Source organism: Firmicutes bacterium HGW-Firmicutes-1 (genome assembly GCA_002841625.1).
GTDB lineage: Bacteria > Bacillota > Clostridia > Lachnospirales > Vallitaleaceae > HGW-1.
Map to the genome: position 1 here is coordinate 55,816 of PHAG01000006.1, position 17,691 is coordinate 73,506.

At 34.8% G+C, this 17,691-nt stretch carries 10 protein-coding genes; 6 read left to right on the top strand and 4 right to left on the bottom strand.

Annotated elements, in window-relative coordinates; translation table 11 throughout:
• The first annotated feature begins 90 nt into the window (after nucleotides 1-90).
• The gene (locus tag CVU84_07890; protein ID PKM94837.1) at nucleotides 91-1,698 is read left to right on the top strand and encodes a CTP synthase; all 1,608 of its coding nucleotides are present in this window, start codon (nucleotides 91-93) and stop codon (nucleotides 1,696-1,698) included.
• Between the two features lie 329 nt (nucleotides 1,699-2,027).
• On the opposite strand, the gene CVU84_07895 is transcribed toward CVU84_07890, so the two are convergent.
• The 4 genes from CVU84_07895 to CVU84_07910 all read right to left on the bottom strand — a co-directional run bounded on the left by CVU84_07895 (nucleotide 2,028) and on the right by CVU84_07910 (nucleotide 6,386).
• Nucleotides 2,028-2,510, bottom strand: a complete 483-nt coding sequence (locus CVU84_07895; GenBank protein PKM94838.1) for a hypothetical protein — start codon at nucleotides 2,508-2,510, stop codon at nucleotides 2,028-2,030.
• Between the two features lie 164 nt (nucleotides 2,511-2,674).
• Complete coding sequence (locus tag CVU84_07900) at nucleotides 2,675-3,409, bottom strand: 1-acyl-sn-glycerol-3-phosphate acyltransferase (protein PKM94839.1); 735 nt, start codon at nucleotides 3,407-3,409, stop codon at nucleotides 2,675-2,677.
• 21 nt (nucleotides 3,410-3,430) lie between these two features.
• Complete coding sequence (malQ, locus tag CVU84_07905) at nucleotides 3,431-4,927, bottom strand: 4-alpha-glucanotransferase (protein ID PKM94840.1); 1,497 nt, start codon at nucleotides 4,925-4,927, stop codon at nucleotides 3,431-3,433.
• Nucleotides 4,928-4,940: 13 nt separating this feature from the next.
• On the bottom strand, nucleotides 4,941-6,386 hold the full coding sequence (locus CVU84_07910; GenBank protein PKM94841.1) for a nicotinate phosphoribosyltransferase: 1,446 nt from the start codon (nucleotides 6,384-6,386) through the stop codon (nucleotides 4,941-4,943).
• A gap of 277 nt (nucleotides 6,387-6,663) precedes the next feature.
• On the opposite strand from CVU84_07910, the gene CVU84_07915 reads away from it, so the two are divergent.
• The 5 genes from CVU84_07915 (at nucleotide 6,664) to CVU84_07935 (ending at nucleotide 17,648) form a co-directional block, all read left to right on the top strand.
• Nucleotides 6,664-8,619, top strand: coding sequence for a hypothetical protein (locus CVU84_07915; protein PKM94842.1), 1,956 nt, complete (start codon nucleotides 6,664-6,666; stop codon nucleotides 8,617-8,619).
• Nucleotides 8,620-9,488: 869 nt separating this feature from the next.
• The gene (locus CVU84_07920; protein PKM94843.1) at nucleotides 9,489-12,608 is read left to right on the top strand and encodes an isoleucine--tRNA ligase; all 3,120 of its coding nucleotides are present in this window, start codon (nucleotides 9,489-9,491) and stop codon (nucleotides 12,606-12,608) included.
• A gap of 487 nt (nucleotides 12,609-13,095) precedes the next feature.
• Nucleotides 13,096-15,567, top strand: coding sequence for a glycogen phosphorylase (locus CVU84_07925; GenBank protein ID PKM94844.1), 2,472 nt, complete (start codon nucleotides 13,096-13,098; stop codon nucleotides 15,565-15,567).
• A 222-nt stretch (nucleotides 15,568-15,789) separates the two neighbouring features.
• A complete protein-coding gene (spoIID, locus tag CVU84_07930) occupies nucleotides 15,790-16,734 on the top strand; it encodes a stage II sporulation protein D (GenBank protein PKM94845.1) in 945 nt (314 codons plus the stop codon).
• A 110-nt stretch (nucleotides 16,735-16,844) separates the two neighbouring features.
• A complete protein-coding gene (locus CVU84_07935; GenBank protein PKM94846.1) occupies nucleotides 16,845-17,648 on the top strand; it encodes a hypothetical protein in 804 nt (267 codons plus the stop codon).
• The last annotated feature ends 43 nt before the right edge of the window (nucleotides 17,649-17,691 follow it).

Below are 17,691 nucleotides of genomic sequence, written 5' to 3' on the forward strand. Positions count from 1 at the left end.
CTTGACTTATCAACAGACTAATACTAAAATATAAGAGTTGTAATTTTAAGAACTTAATAACAATTTAAATATATGTGAGGTGAACACGCGATGGAGACAAAGTACATTTTCGTTACAGGTGGAGTTGTATCAGGATTAGGAAAAGGCATTACAGCAGCTTCTTTAGGAAGATTGCTAAAAGCACGAGGGAAAAAAGTTACCATTCAAAAGTTCGATCCCTATATTAACATTGATCCAGGTACTATGAGTCCATACCAACACGGTGAAGTGTTTGTAACTGAAGATGGAGCTGAGACAGATCTTGACTTGGGCCATTATGAAAGATTTGTTGATGAAAATTTAGGACAATACAGTAACGTAACAACAGGAAAAGTATACTGGACAGTACTCAATAAGGAAAGAAAGGGCGATTTCCTAGGAGCAACTGTACAAGTAATTCCACACATTACAAATGCAATTAAAGATAGAATATACCGAGCTGGTAAAAGTGTTCAATCTGACATTGTAATCACTGAAATTGGAGGTACTGTCGGCGACATAGAAAGCTTACCTTTTCTTGAAGCGATAAGACAAGTTGCTTCTGATGTTGGAAAAGAAAATGTGATCTATATGCATGTTACGTTGATTCCATATCTAAAAGCTTCTCAAGAAATGAAAACGAAACCTACACAGCATTCCGTAAAAGAACTAAGATCCATTGGAATTCAACCAGATATATTGGTCTGTAGAACAGAACAACCATTATCTGTGGATATGAAGGAAAAAATGGGATTGTTTTGTAGCGTAGATGCAGAGTGCGTAATTCAGAATTTAGATGCAGCATCCCTATACGAAGTTCCTTTGATGTTAGAAAAGGAAGGACTTGCAAGAATTGTATGTAAAAGATTAGGTATGAAATGTACTGTTCCAGATTTGACGGAATGGGAAGAAATGCTTGAAAAAGAAAGAGCGCGTAAAAATAAAATTAAAATTGCACTTGTTGGAAAGTATGTAGAATTACATGATGCTTATATTTCTATTGTAGAGTCCTTATATCATGCAGGTATTCACCATGAAACCTATGTTGAAGTGTTATGGATAAATGCAGAAGAGGTTAATTGCAATAATATGAAAGAGCTTCTAGGTGAAGCAGACGGTATATTAGTACCTGGAGGTTTTGGTGATCGTGGTATTGAAGGTAAAATTTGTGCAACAAACTATGCAAGAGAAAACAAAGTTCCATTTTTTGGTATTTGTCTTGGAATGCAATGTGCAGTAATTGAGTATTCTAGAAATATTTTAGGTCTCACGGATGCTCATAGCTCCGAGTTAGATCCTCAAACGACTAACCCAGTAATTGATTTAATGCCGGAACAAAAAGACATTGACGAACTAGGTGGTACAATGAGATTAGGTGCATACCCATGTAAGGTAGAAAAAGATTCCTTTGCATTTGAGGCATATAAAGAAGAGCTCATTTATGAGAGACACAGACATAGATATGAATTCAATAATGAATATAGAGAAGAACTTGTTAAAAAAGGTTTGAAAATTGTTGGAGTTTCACCTGATGATCGCCTAGTTGAAATGATTGAAATAAGTGATCATCCATGGTTTGTCGGTGTTCAATTCCACCCAGAATTCAAATCTAGACCTAACCGCTGTCATCCCCTCTTTAAGGACTTTGTCGGCGCAAGCATTAAAAATAATACAAAGTAATACAGTAGTGTTTAAAAAACAAGAACGCATCAAGGGACTGTTGCATAACGTGAGTTGTGTAATGGTTCCTTTTTTGCACCTTATAGCCCTTCAGGCTGTCGACAAAAGCATTTTTTCTGATAGGTGTATACATTAATGGGCAGTAAGTGTTCATTTTTCTGGCCTTACCCTTCGGCCGGTCTGGCGAAAAATGAACACTTGCTGCCTTTCATATTCCTCTAGAAGAAAAAATGCTTTTGTCTCTGTTTTGTTAATTGATAGGTAATTAAATTGTCGACAACCTGAAGGGACATTCCATATGGAATGTCCCTTCTTAATAACCCAATAGCTTATTTTTTTGTTTTCGTAGCGGGACTTGCTTTTTTTACTTTATCAGCTAGTTTGGTTTTAGTAGTAGCCTTTGTAGTAGTAGCAGGTGTCTTTGCTGTAGTACCAGATCCGCCTTTCACTGCTACGATATACATTCCTGCAATATCAACCTTAACTTGCTTTTTAACAGGTAAATCCTTAAATACTTTTTCATCACACATGAGGGTCGTAATTTTAGGTCCAATCTTAGCTTTAACCAACGGTACTTTTCTAAACTTTAAGTAGAATGGCACCTGTTCTTGAATAACTTTAGGTAAGTTTGAATCAGTGATCTTCATTTTCTTTTTATCAATCACTAGGATTGAGGTTGTCATCTTACTTTGATCTATTAATGATTGTTGATCATTGACTTTAGTTTGCATTTTTTTACCAAGAAAGAATAAAACTCCAAGAATAACCGCAATTATACCAATTATAATTAACAAGATATAAATCCAATCCATTACATTTCCTCCAATCTTTATGTTGTCCATGTTTAAAGGACAATACTTATTTTACCATTATTATGAAAAAAATCAATAGGCATTCATAAAATCGAAACGATTTATTATGAAGCAGGAAAGAATTTTAAATTTGAAGGATAACTTTCTAATTTGTTTTACTTGGCTCAGCGGCTTTCATTCATTTCTAAACACATACTTTGTATAATTTCTTGCACATAATGAGCGCTTTTTTTCTTTTCTTCAAGATTCATTTGAGATAAGTCGATGGGTTTGCCAAAGGTAAGCCAAACGTCAGTAGGTGTAACCCTAAACCCATGGTTGCCAAATAGTTCATCGGTACCCTTTATAGCAAAGGGTATAATCAAAACATTTGACTTTTCAGCTAGCTTAAGACTACCTTGTTTAAAAGGCAATAACGTATCGGTCTTGCTTCTAGTTCCCTCTGGAAAGATTAAGAGAGATTCACCTCTTTTAAGCTTGTTGACACCTTCTTTTATGATTTCTAGAGATTGCCTAACATCACCTCTATCCATAAATAAGCAGCCTAGTAAAATCATAACCTGGCTTACAAATGGAACTTTTTTTAGGTCAACTTTTGCAATAAAAGCGAGAGGAAAAGGGATGTGTTTAATGAGCAAAGGAATATCCATATAGCTTTTATGATTTCCTACAAAAAGCACAGCTTGACTATTTTGGGGAACATTTTCCAAACCGGTGACATTTATCTTGGCTCCAGAAAGTATAAAAAAAGCATTTGATGCAAAACTAGCAATTCCTCTGGCAATTTTATATCTTAGTTTCATGGATACTTTTCCTGCTAAAAACCCAATAAGAGTTATAGGAAAGGTAACGAGTAAAAAGATTGCGAATAATATCAAAATAACAATTGCACGAAACATGTGATCACCCTTTTTATTTAATTATCGTCCAAAAAGATCAGTAATATCTGCTAACCTCTTTGTTATACTATCAGATAGCATTTCAGGAGTATATCTAAACTGCCAATTGTTTTCTGCAACTCCAGGGGTATTCATACGTGCCCAACTTTCAAAGGATAAAACATCCTGTATAGGTACAATTGCCATAGAGGACACAGATCCAAAGCAGATTCTAATGAAATCCCAGGCAATATCTGAACCATTCGTATTCATATAGCGACGTACACGGTCTTGGCTAATAGCAGAAGCCTTATCATACCAGCCAATCGTTGTATTGTTATCATGTGTTCCAGAATAACATACAGAATTTGGACTATAATGATGAGGCAATAGGTTGTTTTCTTCAATGTTCTCAAAAGCAAATTGTAGAATCTTCATTCCAGGAAACTTGAAGGTATCTCTTAAGTCTTCTACTTCAGTTGTTATTATGCCAAGATCCTCAGCAATAATAGGTAGATTCTTGCCCAAAGCGTTTTCTAATGCATAGAATAAATCTTTACAGGGTCCTTTTTCCCATTTTCCATTTATTGCATTACTAGAACCATATGGAATTGCCCAATAGGATTCAAAACCTCGAAAATGATCAATTCTTAATATATCAACATCTGTAAGCGCGTGTGAAATCCGCTTAATCCACCAAGAATAATTTTGCTGCTTGTGGATCTTCCAGTTGTACAGAGGATTTCCCCATAGTTGACCAATCTCAGAAAAATAATCAGGTGGAACACCTGCAACTTCTAGAGGGAATCCCATAGAGTCTAAGAAAAAGAGCTCTTTATTCGCCCAAACATCTGCACTATCAAAGGCAACAAAAATTGGAATATCTCCAATGATTTGAATTCCTTTTTCATTTGCATATTTTTTAAGCCCATGCCATTGTTTGGTGAAAATAAATTGAATAAATTGATAAAAGTTTAAACTGTCCTTTAGCTTAATTGCCCATTCTTTTTTTGTATCTTCTGTTGGAAAGGCAATAGCAGGATTCCAGCTAGTCCAAACAATACCATCATGAGCATCTTTTACGGCCATAAATAGTGCATAATCAAAAAGCCAAGAAGCCTGATTTTCACAAAAGTTATCGAATTCATCGATTAGCTCCTTGCAATCAGAAGTAACAAAATGAGTAAATGCTTTTCTTAGTAAAGAGAACTTATAATTTATTGCTGGACCATAATCAATCTTTAAAGGATCCCATATGGGAATGTTTATCAAATCTTCATCCGTTAATAAGTTCAATTCTATTAGCTTTTCAGGACTGATTACCAATGGCTGCCCTGCAAAGGAGGAAAAGGCTTGATATGGGGAATCGCCGTAGCCCGTAGGGCCGAGAGGAAGTATTTGCCATAGCTTTTGCCCTGAAGCCTCTAAAAAATCAATAAAGGAATATGAAGAAGAGCCAAGATCACCTATTCCATATGGGTTAGGAAAAGATGTTGGATGTAGCAAAATGCCACTTCTTCTAGTTACAGTATTTTCCATAAGCTACCTCCTGTTAATAGTATAGCAGTAACATTTGTTGCTTGAGATCATAAAGCTCTTTTGATAAGTCTACATAAACAGTTTGTGCATTAACCAATCGCCTAGATTCGTCCCAAAGTGTAAGTAGTTCTTCTTCGCAGTGCTTTTTGATTTCAAAGGTGGAGGGAGATGAATAGACACACTTCCCTTCTTTAAATATAGGTATTAGAAGCTCTTTAATAATGTAGGTTCCAGCCTCAAGTCTTTTCTTTTTCCATGGATTCTTTGGATCAAATAAAATAAGAGAGTTAGATTCGAAAAATTTCTCATGTTCAAGAGCAATTAGGTCTGCTATAATTTTTCCCGATTTCATATCATATATTCGTAGGATTTTTTTGTTTCCAGGATTTGTCACCTTATCAGGATTCTCAGAAATTTTTATTTTTGAAATAAATGAGCCATTCTCATAAATTGCAGCTAGCTTATATACTCCACCAAATGCGGGACAGTCCTTTGACGTAATAAGGTGGGTACCAACCCCCCATAGATTAATCTTAGAACCTTGTAGTTTCAAATCACGAATTAAATACTCATCTAAATCACTGGAGGCACTAATGATTGCATCTTCAAAACCTGCCTTATCAAGCATAAGCCTAGCTTTTTTTGATAAATAGGATATATCCCCACTATCTAAGCGTATGCCATATGAATTAAGATAAATACCTTGATCACGCATTTCCTGAAAAATCTTAATTGCATTAGGAACTCCAGATTTTAAAGTATCATAAGTATCAACTAGAAGTAAGCAAGCAGTAGGGTATTGTTTAGCATAAGCTCTAAAAGCTGCTATTTCTGAATCAAAACTCATAACCCAGCTATGAGCATGGGTTCCCTTCACAGGAATATCAAAAAGTTTACCGGCTAATACGTTAGAGGTAGCTGAACAACCACCAATTACAGCAGCTCTAGCACCTAATATGCCTGCATCTGGGCCTTGCGCACGTCTAAGTCCAAATTCTAAAACAGCATCATCTCCAGCAGCCCATTTCACTCTTGATGCCTTAGTGGCAATGAGACTTTGATGGTTAATGATGTTAAGAAGAGCTGTTTCAATAAGCTGGGCTTGTACAATAGGAGCGATAACCTTTAAGAAAGGTTCGTTTGGAAATATAATGGTACCTTCTACTACAGAATACACATCTCCCGTAAACTTGAAGTTCTTTAAGTAATCTAAAAATCGTTCATTGAAAATTTCTAATGATTGTAAATATTGAATATCTTCAATCGAAAATGACAAATTATTTAAATAGTCGATAGCTTGATGAAGACCTGCAGCTATAGAGAAGCTGCCATCATTGGGGTTATTTCTAAAAAACAAATCAAAGACCACAAGCTGATCTTCTTTTTCATTCTCAAGATACCCTTGCATCATAGTTAGCTGATAAAAATCTGTCAATAAAGTTAAATCTGTATTTGGCATGATATAACCTTCTTCCATAAATTTGTTCACTATGTTGTTAGTTTATAACATTTACATGAAACTATCAAGAAAAATGTACTCTCACTTAAAATAGACGGGTATTGGGGAATAAGTACTAGAGACAAAACCACTAAAAAGATTGATAAAATAGTCATTTTTATGTATAATTATGATGGGATAGTAATTATTAACAAAGAGAAAACAATTCGAAGCATTGCTAGAGACTAAAGATTTGTCTTGAAGGAAATACATTATTAACAATGCGGAGGGGCAACAATTGAAGGGAAATATTATATTTACTATGGATTATTACTCCCTAGGTATCAGCTTAGGTGGTAAAGTGTCAATAGTGATTGCGTTTTCAGCTCTTTTATGTTTAGCCTTGGTGCTTTTTATTTTTGCCGTAAGGCAGTACCTTTTAAGAAATAAAGCTGAAGAGGAATATGCAATTGCACAAATGAATTATGAGTCTTCTAATATGCAATTATTAGCAAGTGAAGAAGAGTTAAATAGGCAATTTCTTGAGATAAAGGAACAAAAAGAAAAATTGAAGGTCAGCAGAGAACGATATAAACTAGCAGTAGAAGGTGCTGAGGTAGGCATCTGGGATGTTGATATTGCAAAAGGAGAAGTATATATATCTAAGAAAGGCAAAGAAATAGTTGGGTTTGAGAATTGTAACAACAGTATTATAACCTTAGAGAAAATTAAGGATAAAATAATTAAGGCAGATAGAGGAGAGGTTACAGAAAAGTTCTATAAGCATTTACAAAAGGAATCTGAAACCTTTGAAGTGATGTGCCGAATCCAGGTAGCGAATGAAAAATATTCATGGGTTAATATTAGAGGCCGAGCAATGCATGATAAAGATGGTAACCCTATTCGAATTGCAGGTTCATTGAATAATATTAATAAGGAAAAGCTGACAGAAGCAAGGATCAATAAACTAGCTTACTATGATTCCTTAACAGATCTGCCAAATAGAGCTTACTTTAATCAATTAATGGAAGAGTACATACAGATCCAGCAGGTAGAAAAATTTGCACTTTTTTTAATAGACATTGACAATTTTAAGGCTATAAATGAATCCTTAGGACATTCCTATGGGGATGAAATCATTAACAACGTGGCAGAGCTACTTAAGGTGCATCTGAAAGAGAATACGGAGCTTATAAGGTTTGGTGGAGATGAGTTTGTATTTGTGGTTTCACATGTTACTACAAATGCAGAGTTAAAAGCATATGCAGAACAAATTATTCGAGAATTCGCGGAACCCTTTACATACAAAGAAGTCTCCTTTTCGATTACTTTGAGTATGGGTATTTCAACTTATCCCTTTGACGGTAAGCAAGCTGATGAATTATTGAAGCATGCAGATATGGCTTTATATGATGTGAAGGTGAATGGAAAGAACGGTTATAAAATGTTCTCCTTTGAACTAGATGAGTGCTTCAACAAACGACTAACCTTAGAGCGAGACTTAAGACAAGCAATTATTAAGGAAGAGTTTGAGTTATACTACCAACCTAAATTGGATATTAAATTAGGTAGGGTATTAGGATATGAAGCTTTAATTAGGTGGAATCATCCGCAAAAGGGTATGATATTTCCTATGGATTTTATTCCCTTTGCAGAAGAAACAGGTCTGATTATTCCTCTTGGAGAATGGGTCATATGCCAATCGGTTAGACAGCTTAAAGAATGGCATGACCAGGGACATAATGAGCTAACAATTGCAATTAATCTATCGGCTAAGCAGTTTAAAGATGTTCATTTAATCAAGCTTTTTAAAAGAATAAGTATGGATACAGATGTTGATATTACGAAGCTTGAGCTTGAAATTACTGAGTCAACAGCATTATACGATATGAAATTTGCGATTCAAGTGTTAAAGGAACTAAAAAAGTTAGGTCTTAAGTTATCGCTGGATGATTTTGGAACTGGATATTCATCTTTGAATTATTTAACACAACTTCCAATAGACCATTTAAAGATAGACAAGTCCTTTATCAATAATACGATAGAGCATAAATCAGGTGAAGAAATTATTAAGTCGGTTATTTCTCTTGCGCATGCTTGTAATCTTAAGGTTATTGCTGAGGGTGTTGAAACGAAAAAGCAGTTAGATTTTTTAAGAGAAGAAAACTGTGATATGATTCAAGGGTATTATATTAGCAGACCAGTACCGAGGCATGAGGCGCTTGAGTTTATGCAATTTGAGTATACATGGTAAGAAATATATTAGAGCTGGCATTTTGATGTTGGCTCTTTTGATTTGTAGATATATGTGCGTGTAAGACTTTGGATGAAGATATAACAAGAGGTTACGAGTGGATGACATTATTAATAGAGTTGCGTATATCATGGATTAGATATAATGATTAAGGCTGTCGACAAAGAGGATATAATATGTATTTGATGTTGCTCAGGCTGTCGATAAAAGCATTTTTTCTGATAGGTGAATTGATTATTGGCAGTAAGTGTTCATTTTTCTAGCCTTACCCTTCGGACAGTCTGGCGAAAAATGAACACTTACTGCCTTTGTATTAAGCTAGAAGAAAAAATGCTTTTATCTCTGCTTCGTTAATTGATAAACAATCAAATATCAACACCCTGAGTAATTGACTTTGTTCCAGAGTGTGATAAGAAAATACCTATATCAGATGCCATGTAATGAGAACCATTCACCTGTTTTAACCAACTCCCACTTTTTAAAAATAATGATACCCTGTTCTGGGTTTCCGTATGATACCATTACAGAGGGATTTTAGCTGGGGGGTGGTGCTGTAGGGGGTGCCTTGGGTTCGTGGAGCAGTGACCATGGATGGGAACGCGCCCCATTTGTACCATGGACGGTACAACGGGGGCGCGTAACGAACCCCAGGCACCCCCCACAGCAGCGCCACCCCCAGCTAAAATAACGACTACTAATGTAAAAATGCAGAATCCCAGAGCAGTATCCTTCTTTAGGGCTTTACAAAAGAACCAATAATCGTTATAATAAAACATTGAGTTGGTACGTAAGATACTAAAAATAACAACTAAATGCCCATTTCGAAGGGTATTATGAATGTATAATAGAGCTGTAAGGAGGCAAACCCCGTGTACGATAAAGTATCCACAAATCTGAACTTCGTCGAAAGAGAAAAAAAAGTACTAGAATTTTGGCGAGAAAACGATATTTTCGAACAAAGTATTGAAACAAGAAAAGAAGGTCCAACCTTTACCTTTTATGATGGACCACCTACTGCAAATGGCATGCCACATATAGGACATGTTTTAACTCGTGTTATTAAGGATATGATTCCAAGATATAGAACCATGAAGGGTTATAAAGTGCTTAGAAAAGCAGGTTGGGATACCCATGGTCTACCAGTTGAGCTTGAAGTTGAAAAGCTACTTGGTTTAGATGGGAAAGAGCAAATTGAAGAATATGGTTTAACACCTTTTATCGATAAATGTAAAGAAAGCGTATGGAAATACAAAGGTTTATGGGAAGATTTTAGCGGAACAGTAGGCTTTTGGGCAGATATGGATGATCCATATGTAACCTATCATAATGAATATATTGAATCTGTTTGGTGGTCACTGAAGCAAATATGGGAAAAAGGCTTGCTATACAAAGGTCATAAAATTGTACCTTATTGTCCACGTTGTGGAACACCATTATCTAGCCATGAAGTAGCTCAAGGATATAAAGATGTCAATGAAAAATCTATGATCGCAAAGTTTAAAAGTGTAGATGAAGCAAATACATTTTTCTTAGCATGGACAACAACGCCTTGGACACTACCTTCAAATGTAGCCCTAGCAGTAAATGCAAAAGAGACCTATGTTAAAGTGAAACACCAAGATGAATATTTAATATTAGCAGAAGCCTTAGTTCCTAAAGTAGTAGGAGAGGATTGCGAAATTATAGAAACTTTTCTAGGGAAATCCCTAGAATATAAGGCATATGAGCCATTATTCGATTTTGTTAAGCCGGAGAAAAAAGCATATTATGTTACATGTGCGGAGTTTGTTACCTTATCTGACGGTACAGGTATTGTTCATATTGCACCAGCCTTTGGTGAGGACGATTCTAGAGTAGGTAAGGCTTATGATTTGCCTTTCGTTCAATTGGTAGATAGCAAGGGTGAATTTACAGAAGAAGCATATTTATGGAAGGGTATTTTCGTTAAGGATGCAGATCATGATATTATTAAGCATTTAGAACAAGAAGGAAAGATGCATAAAGTATTAGATTATGAGCATTCATATCCACATTGTTGGCGTTGTGATACACCCCTTTTATATTATGCAAGAGAATCTTGGTTTATCGAAATGACAGCAGTGAAAGATAAGATGATTGCAAATAATAAAATGATAAATTGGTTACCTGAAAATATTGGAACGAAACGCTTTGGAGACTGGTTAGAAAACTTGATTGACTGGAGCATTAGTAGAGATAGATACTGGGGAACGCCTCTTAATATTTGGGAATGTGATTGTGGGCATAAGCATGCAATTGGAAGTATTGCCGAATTAAAAGAAATGAGTGACGATTGTCCAGAAGACATTGAGCTACACAGACCTTTTGTTGATGATGTTCTAATTAATTGTCCAAAATGCGCTGAAAAAATGAAGCGTGTTCCACAAGTTATTGACTGTTGGTATGATTCAGGGGCGATGCCTTTTGCACAATGGCATTATCCTTTTGAAAATAAAGAAGTTTTTGATGATAATTTCCCAGCTGATTTTATTAGTGAAGCTGTAGATCAAACAAGAGGTTGGTTTTATTCACTTCTTGCTATTTCTACCTTGCTTTTTGACAAGCCAGCATATAAAAATGTAATTGTATTAGGTCTTGTTCAAGATGAAAATGGACAAAAGATGTCCAAGTCAAAAGGAAATGCAGTGGATCCATTTGAAGCGCTTAACAAATATGGTGCAGATGCTATTCGTTGGTATTTCTATAACAATAGTGCGCCATGGTTACCAAATCGTTTTTATGATGATGCTGTAGTAGAAGGTCAAAGGAAATTTATGGGAACTTATTGGAATACGTATGCATTTTATGTTTTGTATGCGAATATAGATGAGTTTAATCCTATGAACTATACGCTTGATTATGACAAAATATCTTTAATGGATAAGTGGTTATTATCAAAGCTAAACACGTTAGTCAAAACAGTTGATAAGAACTTAGATAAATATAGAATAACCGAATCCTCAAGAGCAATTGAAGCCTTTGTAGATGATTTAAGTAATTGGTATGTTAGAAGAAGTAGAGAAAGATTCTGGCAAAAAGATATGCCACAAGACAAGATAAATGCTTATATGACTTTATATGAAGCACTTATTACTTTATCTAAAGTATCAGCACCTTTTGTTCCATTTATGACAGATGATATTTATAAAAACTTAGTGTTTAACTTGGATCCTAATGCTCCAAAAAGTATTCATTTATGTGATTTTCCTGTAGCAGATGAGAGTAGAATTGACCCTAAGCTAGAGGAACAAATGGACTTAGTACTTCGTGTAGTTGTCGCTGGCCGTGCGTGTAGGAATTCAGCAAATATTAAAAACAGACAACCATTAGCTAAGATGTATGTAAAATCTGAGCTTAAGCTTGATAAAAGCTATGAAGAAATCATAATAGAAGAGTTAAATGTAAAGGCGGTAGTATTTACCCAAGATGTAAGAGAGTTTACAACCTACCTGTTTAAGCCACAGCTCAGAACGGTTGGTCCAAAATACGGCAAGTTATTAAATCAGATCCGTACCTTCTTATCAGAAGTAGACGGTAATAAAGCTATGGCAGAATTAGAAGAAGCTTCCTGCATTAAATTTGAGGTGGAGGGAGAACCTGTTGAGCTGACAAAAGATGATCTCTTAATTGAATCAACGAAACAAGAAGGCTTTGAATCAGCATCAGACAAAGAAGTGACGGTAATTATCGATACGAATTTAACTGAAGAGTTAATAGAAGAAGGCTTTGTAAGAGAAATAGTAAGTAAGATTCAAACAATGAGAAAAGAAGCTGGCTTTGAGGTTGTAGATCATATTCAATTTTATTATGATCAGAATGAAAAGATTTCAGCTATCATTGCAAGAAATACTGAACAAATTAGCAGTGAAACTCTAGCTGATAGTCTAATAGAAGGCTTAAGCACGGAAGGTTATTCAAAAGAATGGCAAATTAACGGAGAAAACGTTAACTTTGCGGTACTCAAAAAATAGTATTAACAAAACCCCTTCTTTTTCAAGATGGGGTTTTTTCTTGATAAGGAACATCTGCATAAGCAATTGGAAAAGCGGCAGATGCGTAACGAGTATTTTAACCTCACAGCCGATTTTCTTTAATAGCATGATTGATATTTGTTTTATTATCAGTTATAATAATCCTTAGGATTAGTTTATAGTCAACACACACATATTTTTTCGTTCCCGATTAGTAGTGAAAAATGCAATGCTAACTGAAAAGACGAATTTTACATCATAAATGTAAAGCTTTTCATACAGGAATTAGGAAAGCGCCATAGCCGGTTTTTGTTTACTAGGAAAGTTCTGCATAAGCAATTGGAAAAGCGGCAGGAAGGTAACAAGAATTTTAACTCGGCGCAGCCGATTTTCTTGCATAAAATTTGTGGACATATAAATGCTTAAATTTGATAATCCTAGTATTATTATGACCAAAGGTTACTAACAAAAAAATGGAGGACATCATATGAATAGATTGAATGTCACAAAAGAGGTTTTTAAAGAAGCAGTCTTAGAAAACATTAAGATAATGTTTAGAAAAACGATTGATCAAGTTTCCGAGGAACATATTTTCCAAGCTGTTGCTTATGCAGTTCGGGATATCATTGTAGACCAATGGATTGAAACCCATAAAACTTACGAAGAAAAAGATGCAAAAACTGTGTATTATTTATCTATGGAGTTTTTAATGGGTCGCGCACTTGGTAACAATATCATTAATCTTGGAGCAAATAACATAATTAAAGAAGTACTTAATGAATTAGGTTTAGATTTAAATGCAATTGAGGATCATGAACCAGATGCTGGTCTAGGAAACGGTGGTCTAGGAAGGCTTGCAGCGTGTTTTTTAGATTCTTTAGCAACGTTAGAGTATCCTGCTTATGGATGCGGTATTCGTTACCGTTACGGAATCTTTGAGCAAAAGATCATTGATGGGTACCAGTTTGAAAAACCAGATGAATGGCTAAAGAATGGAAATCCATTTGAAATTAGAAGAGATGAATATGGCGTAGAAATCAAGTTTGGTGGTAACGTCAGAGTCGTCAAGAAGGAAAATGGAAGAGAGAAATTCATTCAAGAAGATTACCAATCGGTTAGAGCTGTTCCATATGATATTCCAATTATCGGATATAATAACAACACTGTAAATACTCTGCGTATTTGGGATGCAGAGGCGCTTCAAAGTTTTGACCTTAAGTCCTTCGATAGAGGAGACTATAATAAGGCTGTGGAACAACAGAACTTGGCAAAAACAATCGTTGAGGTTCTATATCCTAATGACAACCATTACCAAGGAAAAGAGCTTAGACTGAAACAACAATACTTTTTTATTTCAGCGACAATTCAACAGGTAGTGAGGAAATTTAAACAAAACCATCCAGATATCAAAGACTTACCAAATAAAGTCATCTTCCATATTAATGATACACACCCATCCTTAACAATACCAGAATTAATGCGTATTTTAATGGATGATGAAGGCTTAGAATGGGATGCCGCATGGTCAGTAGTGAAAAAAACTTGTGCATACACAAATCATACGATTATGTCTGAGGCGCTAGAAAAATGGCCGATTGAGTTGTTTAGTAGATTGTTACCTAGAATTTATCAAATAGTTGAAGAAATTAATAGAAGGTTTTGCGTGGAAATTGTTGATAAGTATGGTCAAGATAATGAAAGACTTCGAAGAATGGCGATTGTTTCTGATGGTCAGATTAAAATGGCTTGGTTATGTATTGTAGGTAGCTTCTCAGTAAATGGTGTTGCTAGACTGCATACTGAAATACTGAAAAATGAAGAGCTTAAGGATTTCTATGAGATTTTCCCTAAGAAGTTCAATAATAAAACAAATGGTATTACGCAAAGAAGATTTTTATTACACGCAAATCCAAAGTTAGCAGAATGGTTAAAGAGAAAAATTGGGGATGAGTGGATAACGGACTTGAGTAAAATTAATAAGTTGAAAGAATTTGTTGATGATCCTCAAGCGCAAAAAGAATTCATGCATATAAAATATGATAATAAGGTTAGACTTGCTGAGTATATTAAAAAACATAATGGCATTGAGGTCGACCCAAGATCTATATTCGATGTTCAAGTTAAGAGATTACATGAATATAAGCGTCAGCTATTAAATATTTTACATGTTATGTATTTATACAATCAGCTCAGAGAAAATCCTGATTTAGATATTATGCCGAGAACTTTCATTTTTGGTGCTAAATCTGCACCTGGATATGAGAGAGCAAAGCTTATTATTAAGTTAATTAACAATGTAGCAAATATTGTGAATCATGATGTAAGCATAAATAATAAAATTAAAGTAGTGTTTATAGAGAATTTCAATGTATCTAATGCTGAAATAATTTTTGCAGCGGCGGATGTTAGTGAACAAATTTCCACAGCGAGTAAAGAGGCATCCGGTACAGGAAATATGAAATTAATGTTAAATGGTGCAGCTACAATTGGTACGTTAGACGGTGCAAATATTGAAATTGCTGAAGAAGTTGGAATGGAAAATTGCTTTATTTTTGGACTTACCTCAGATGAAGTAATTAAAATGGTTCATGACAAGTCTTATGATCCTTGGGAGCTATATAATAATGACCAAGCAATTAGAAAGGTTGTAACTCAATTAATTAACGGCTTCTTTTCACCAGAAAACCCAGATTTGTTTAGAGTGATTTATGACTCTTTACTTAAGACTGACTTTGCTCCTGCAGATCAATATTTTATTCTTAAGGACTTTGCAGCATATGCAAGAACCCAAGAAAAGGTAGATATGGCATTTAGAAATCAGAGTCAATGGGCAAAAATGGTTATGCTTAATACTGCAAGCTCAGGTAAATTCTCTTCAGACAGAACGATAGAAGAATATGTGAATGAAATATGGGAACTAGAAAAGACGAAGGTAGTTATGGAATTAGATAACAAATAATAACAAAAACCAAAACCCTCTTGGATGATAACAACAAGAGGGTTTTTCATTTTCTCCAGTAGGAAAGTTCTACTTTCCACGAAGGATAGAACAAAGTGTTAGATAGCATAAATTATTATGTAACGAGCTGACAAGCGCTTTGTTCTAGAATGAAGAAATGAGTGGACATTTCATAATTTATAAAAAGTATGCATATAGATATGTACAGGGAGGAGAGTGCATATGAAGGAAAAAATCATCTCAAAAGGCTTGATTATTTTAGCTGTTTTTTTTATACCTATTTTTATTACTACCACATTAACTGATTTTAGGAAAAGTCCTATTCATAATCAAGATACAATGGTAACCATTCATTATAGTGATGGGGAGGTTCAAATACCATTAGAATCCTATTTAATCGGGGTAGTAGCTGCAGAGATGCCAGTATTTTTTGAGGATGAAGCATTGAAAGCACAAGCAGTCACAGCCAGAACTTATACCATGAAACGATACAATAAAGATCCAAATATAGTTTTTACAAAGGATATTCAAAACTATTACTCAGATAAAGAGCTCGAGGAAGTTTGGGGTGTGAATGACTATGCTTTTTATTATTCGAAAATTCGAGATGCAGTTGAAGAAACAAATGGACAGGTAATCATTTATCAGGACGAATTGATAGATGCTGTATTTCACTCAACAAGTATTGGTAGAACTAGAAGTGCAATGGAATTATGGGGACAAGATATTCCTTATCTTCAGGGAGCAGAAAGCTTAGAAGATATCAATGCACCAACCTATTTACACCAATATACCTTTGCTTTTAAGGAGTTTCAAGATAAAATACTTCAATTTGATTCTAAAATAGTTTTTAGCAAAGAGTTACCAAGTGAAATTCAGATTATAGAACGTAATAAAGAGGGGTATATTTTATCTGTGCAGGTTGGAAATAAGATTTATACAGGAGAAGAGTTTAGAAAAATATTTGATATTGCTTCAAGTAATTTTACGATTTCCTTTGTTGAGGATTCTGTTAATCTAGTTTGTAAAGGATATGGGCATGGAGTTGGAATGAGTCAATATGGAGCGGAGGCATTTGCTAATATGGGTAAAGGTTATCAAGAAATTTTGCAGCATTATTATAAAGACGTTACTATAATTGCTTTGCATGAGATTAAAGAACAATAAAATTATTGACGAAGTGAATATTAAGCCATCATTTGGTAATAATAAAAATGTATTAGAGAAGCATTTAAAGCATGCTCTCATAAAATTAATTATTGCCAGAGGTGAATTTTATGAAAAAAAACAAAGTACTCGAATATATTGCTGATAGGAAATATTATTTATCCTTGTTAGGGGGCTTATTGGTAATATTAGTAGCAGTAGGCGTTATTTACAATAATGGTCGGCAATATGAAGAAATTGCAAATCTAAACGAAGCCATTCAAAAGGAAGGTTTGGTGGATAATCCTATTGAAGAACAAACGCAAGTCATAGTGGATAATTCTGCTGTTGTTCCACAAATAACAATTCATGATGAAGAGGTAGTACCAGATGATGTACCACTTGATACAGCCGTAGTTTCAGATGATTTAATTGAGGCGGTTGCTACAAATGATATTGAAGAAGGAGAGCTTGAGGCGTTTGTTCCCGTGATTAAGGTACAACAGCCAAATTTATCCTTTACAGTAGAGGAAGGTATGATGATGCCTTTACAAGGAGACGTGATCATTCCATATAGTGATGCTGTTCCTGCATACTTTAAAACTCTTAATCAATATCAGATTAATAAAGGATTGTATATTGCAAACGAGGTAGGTTCAGAGGTAAAAGCAGTTGCTGATGGTGTCGTTGAGAAGATTGAGCTGGGTAAAAATCATGGAAATTGCATAACCATTTATCATGGAAATGGATATATGTCTTTTTATGGACAACTTCAAGAGGATATGAATGTTAAAGAAGGCGATCTAGTTGAGAGAGGTTCTATTATTGGATATCTTAACGAGCCATCAAAATTTTATACCTTAGAAGGTACACACTTATATTTTGAAGTATTAGAAAATGATAAACCCATTAATCCTATAAGTTTAATAAAATAATTTTGTCTAAATGGATGACTTTTCCATACAAGTGTGGTATGAT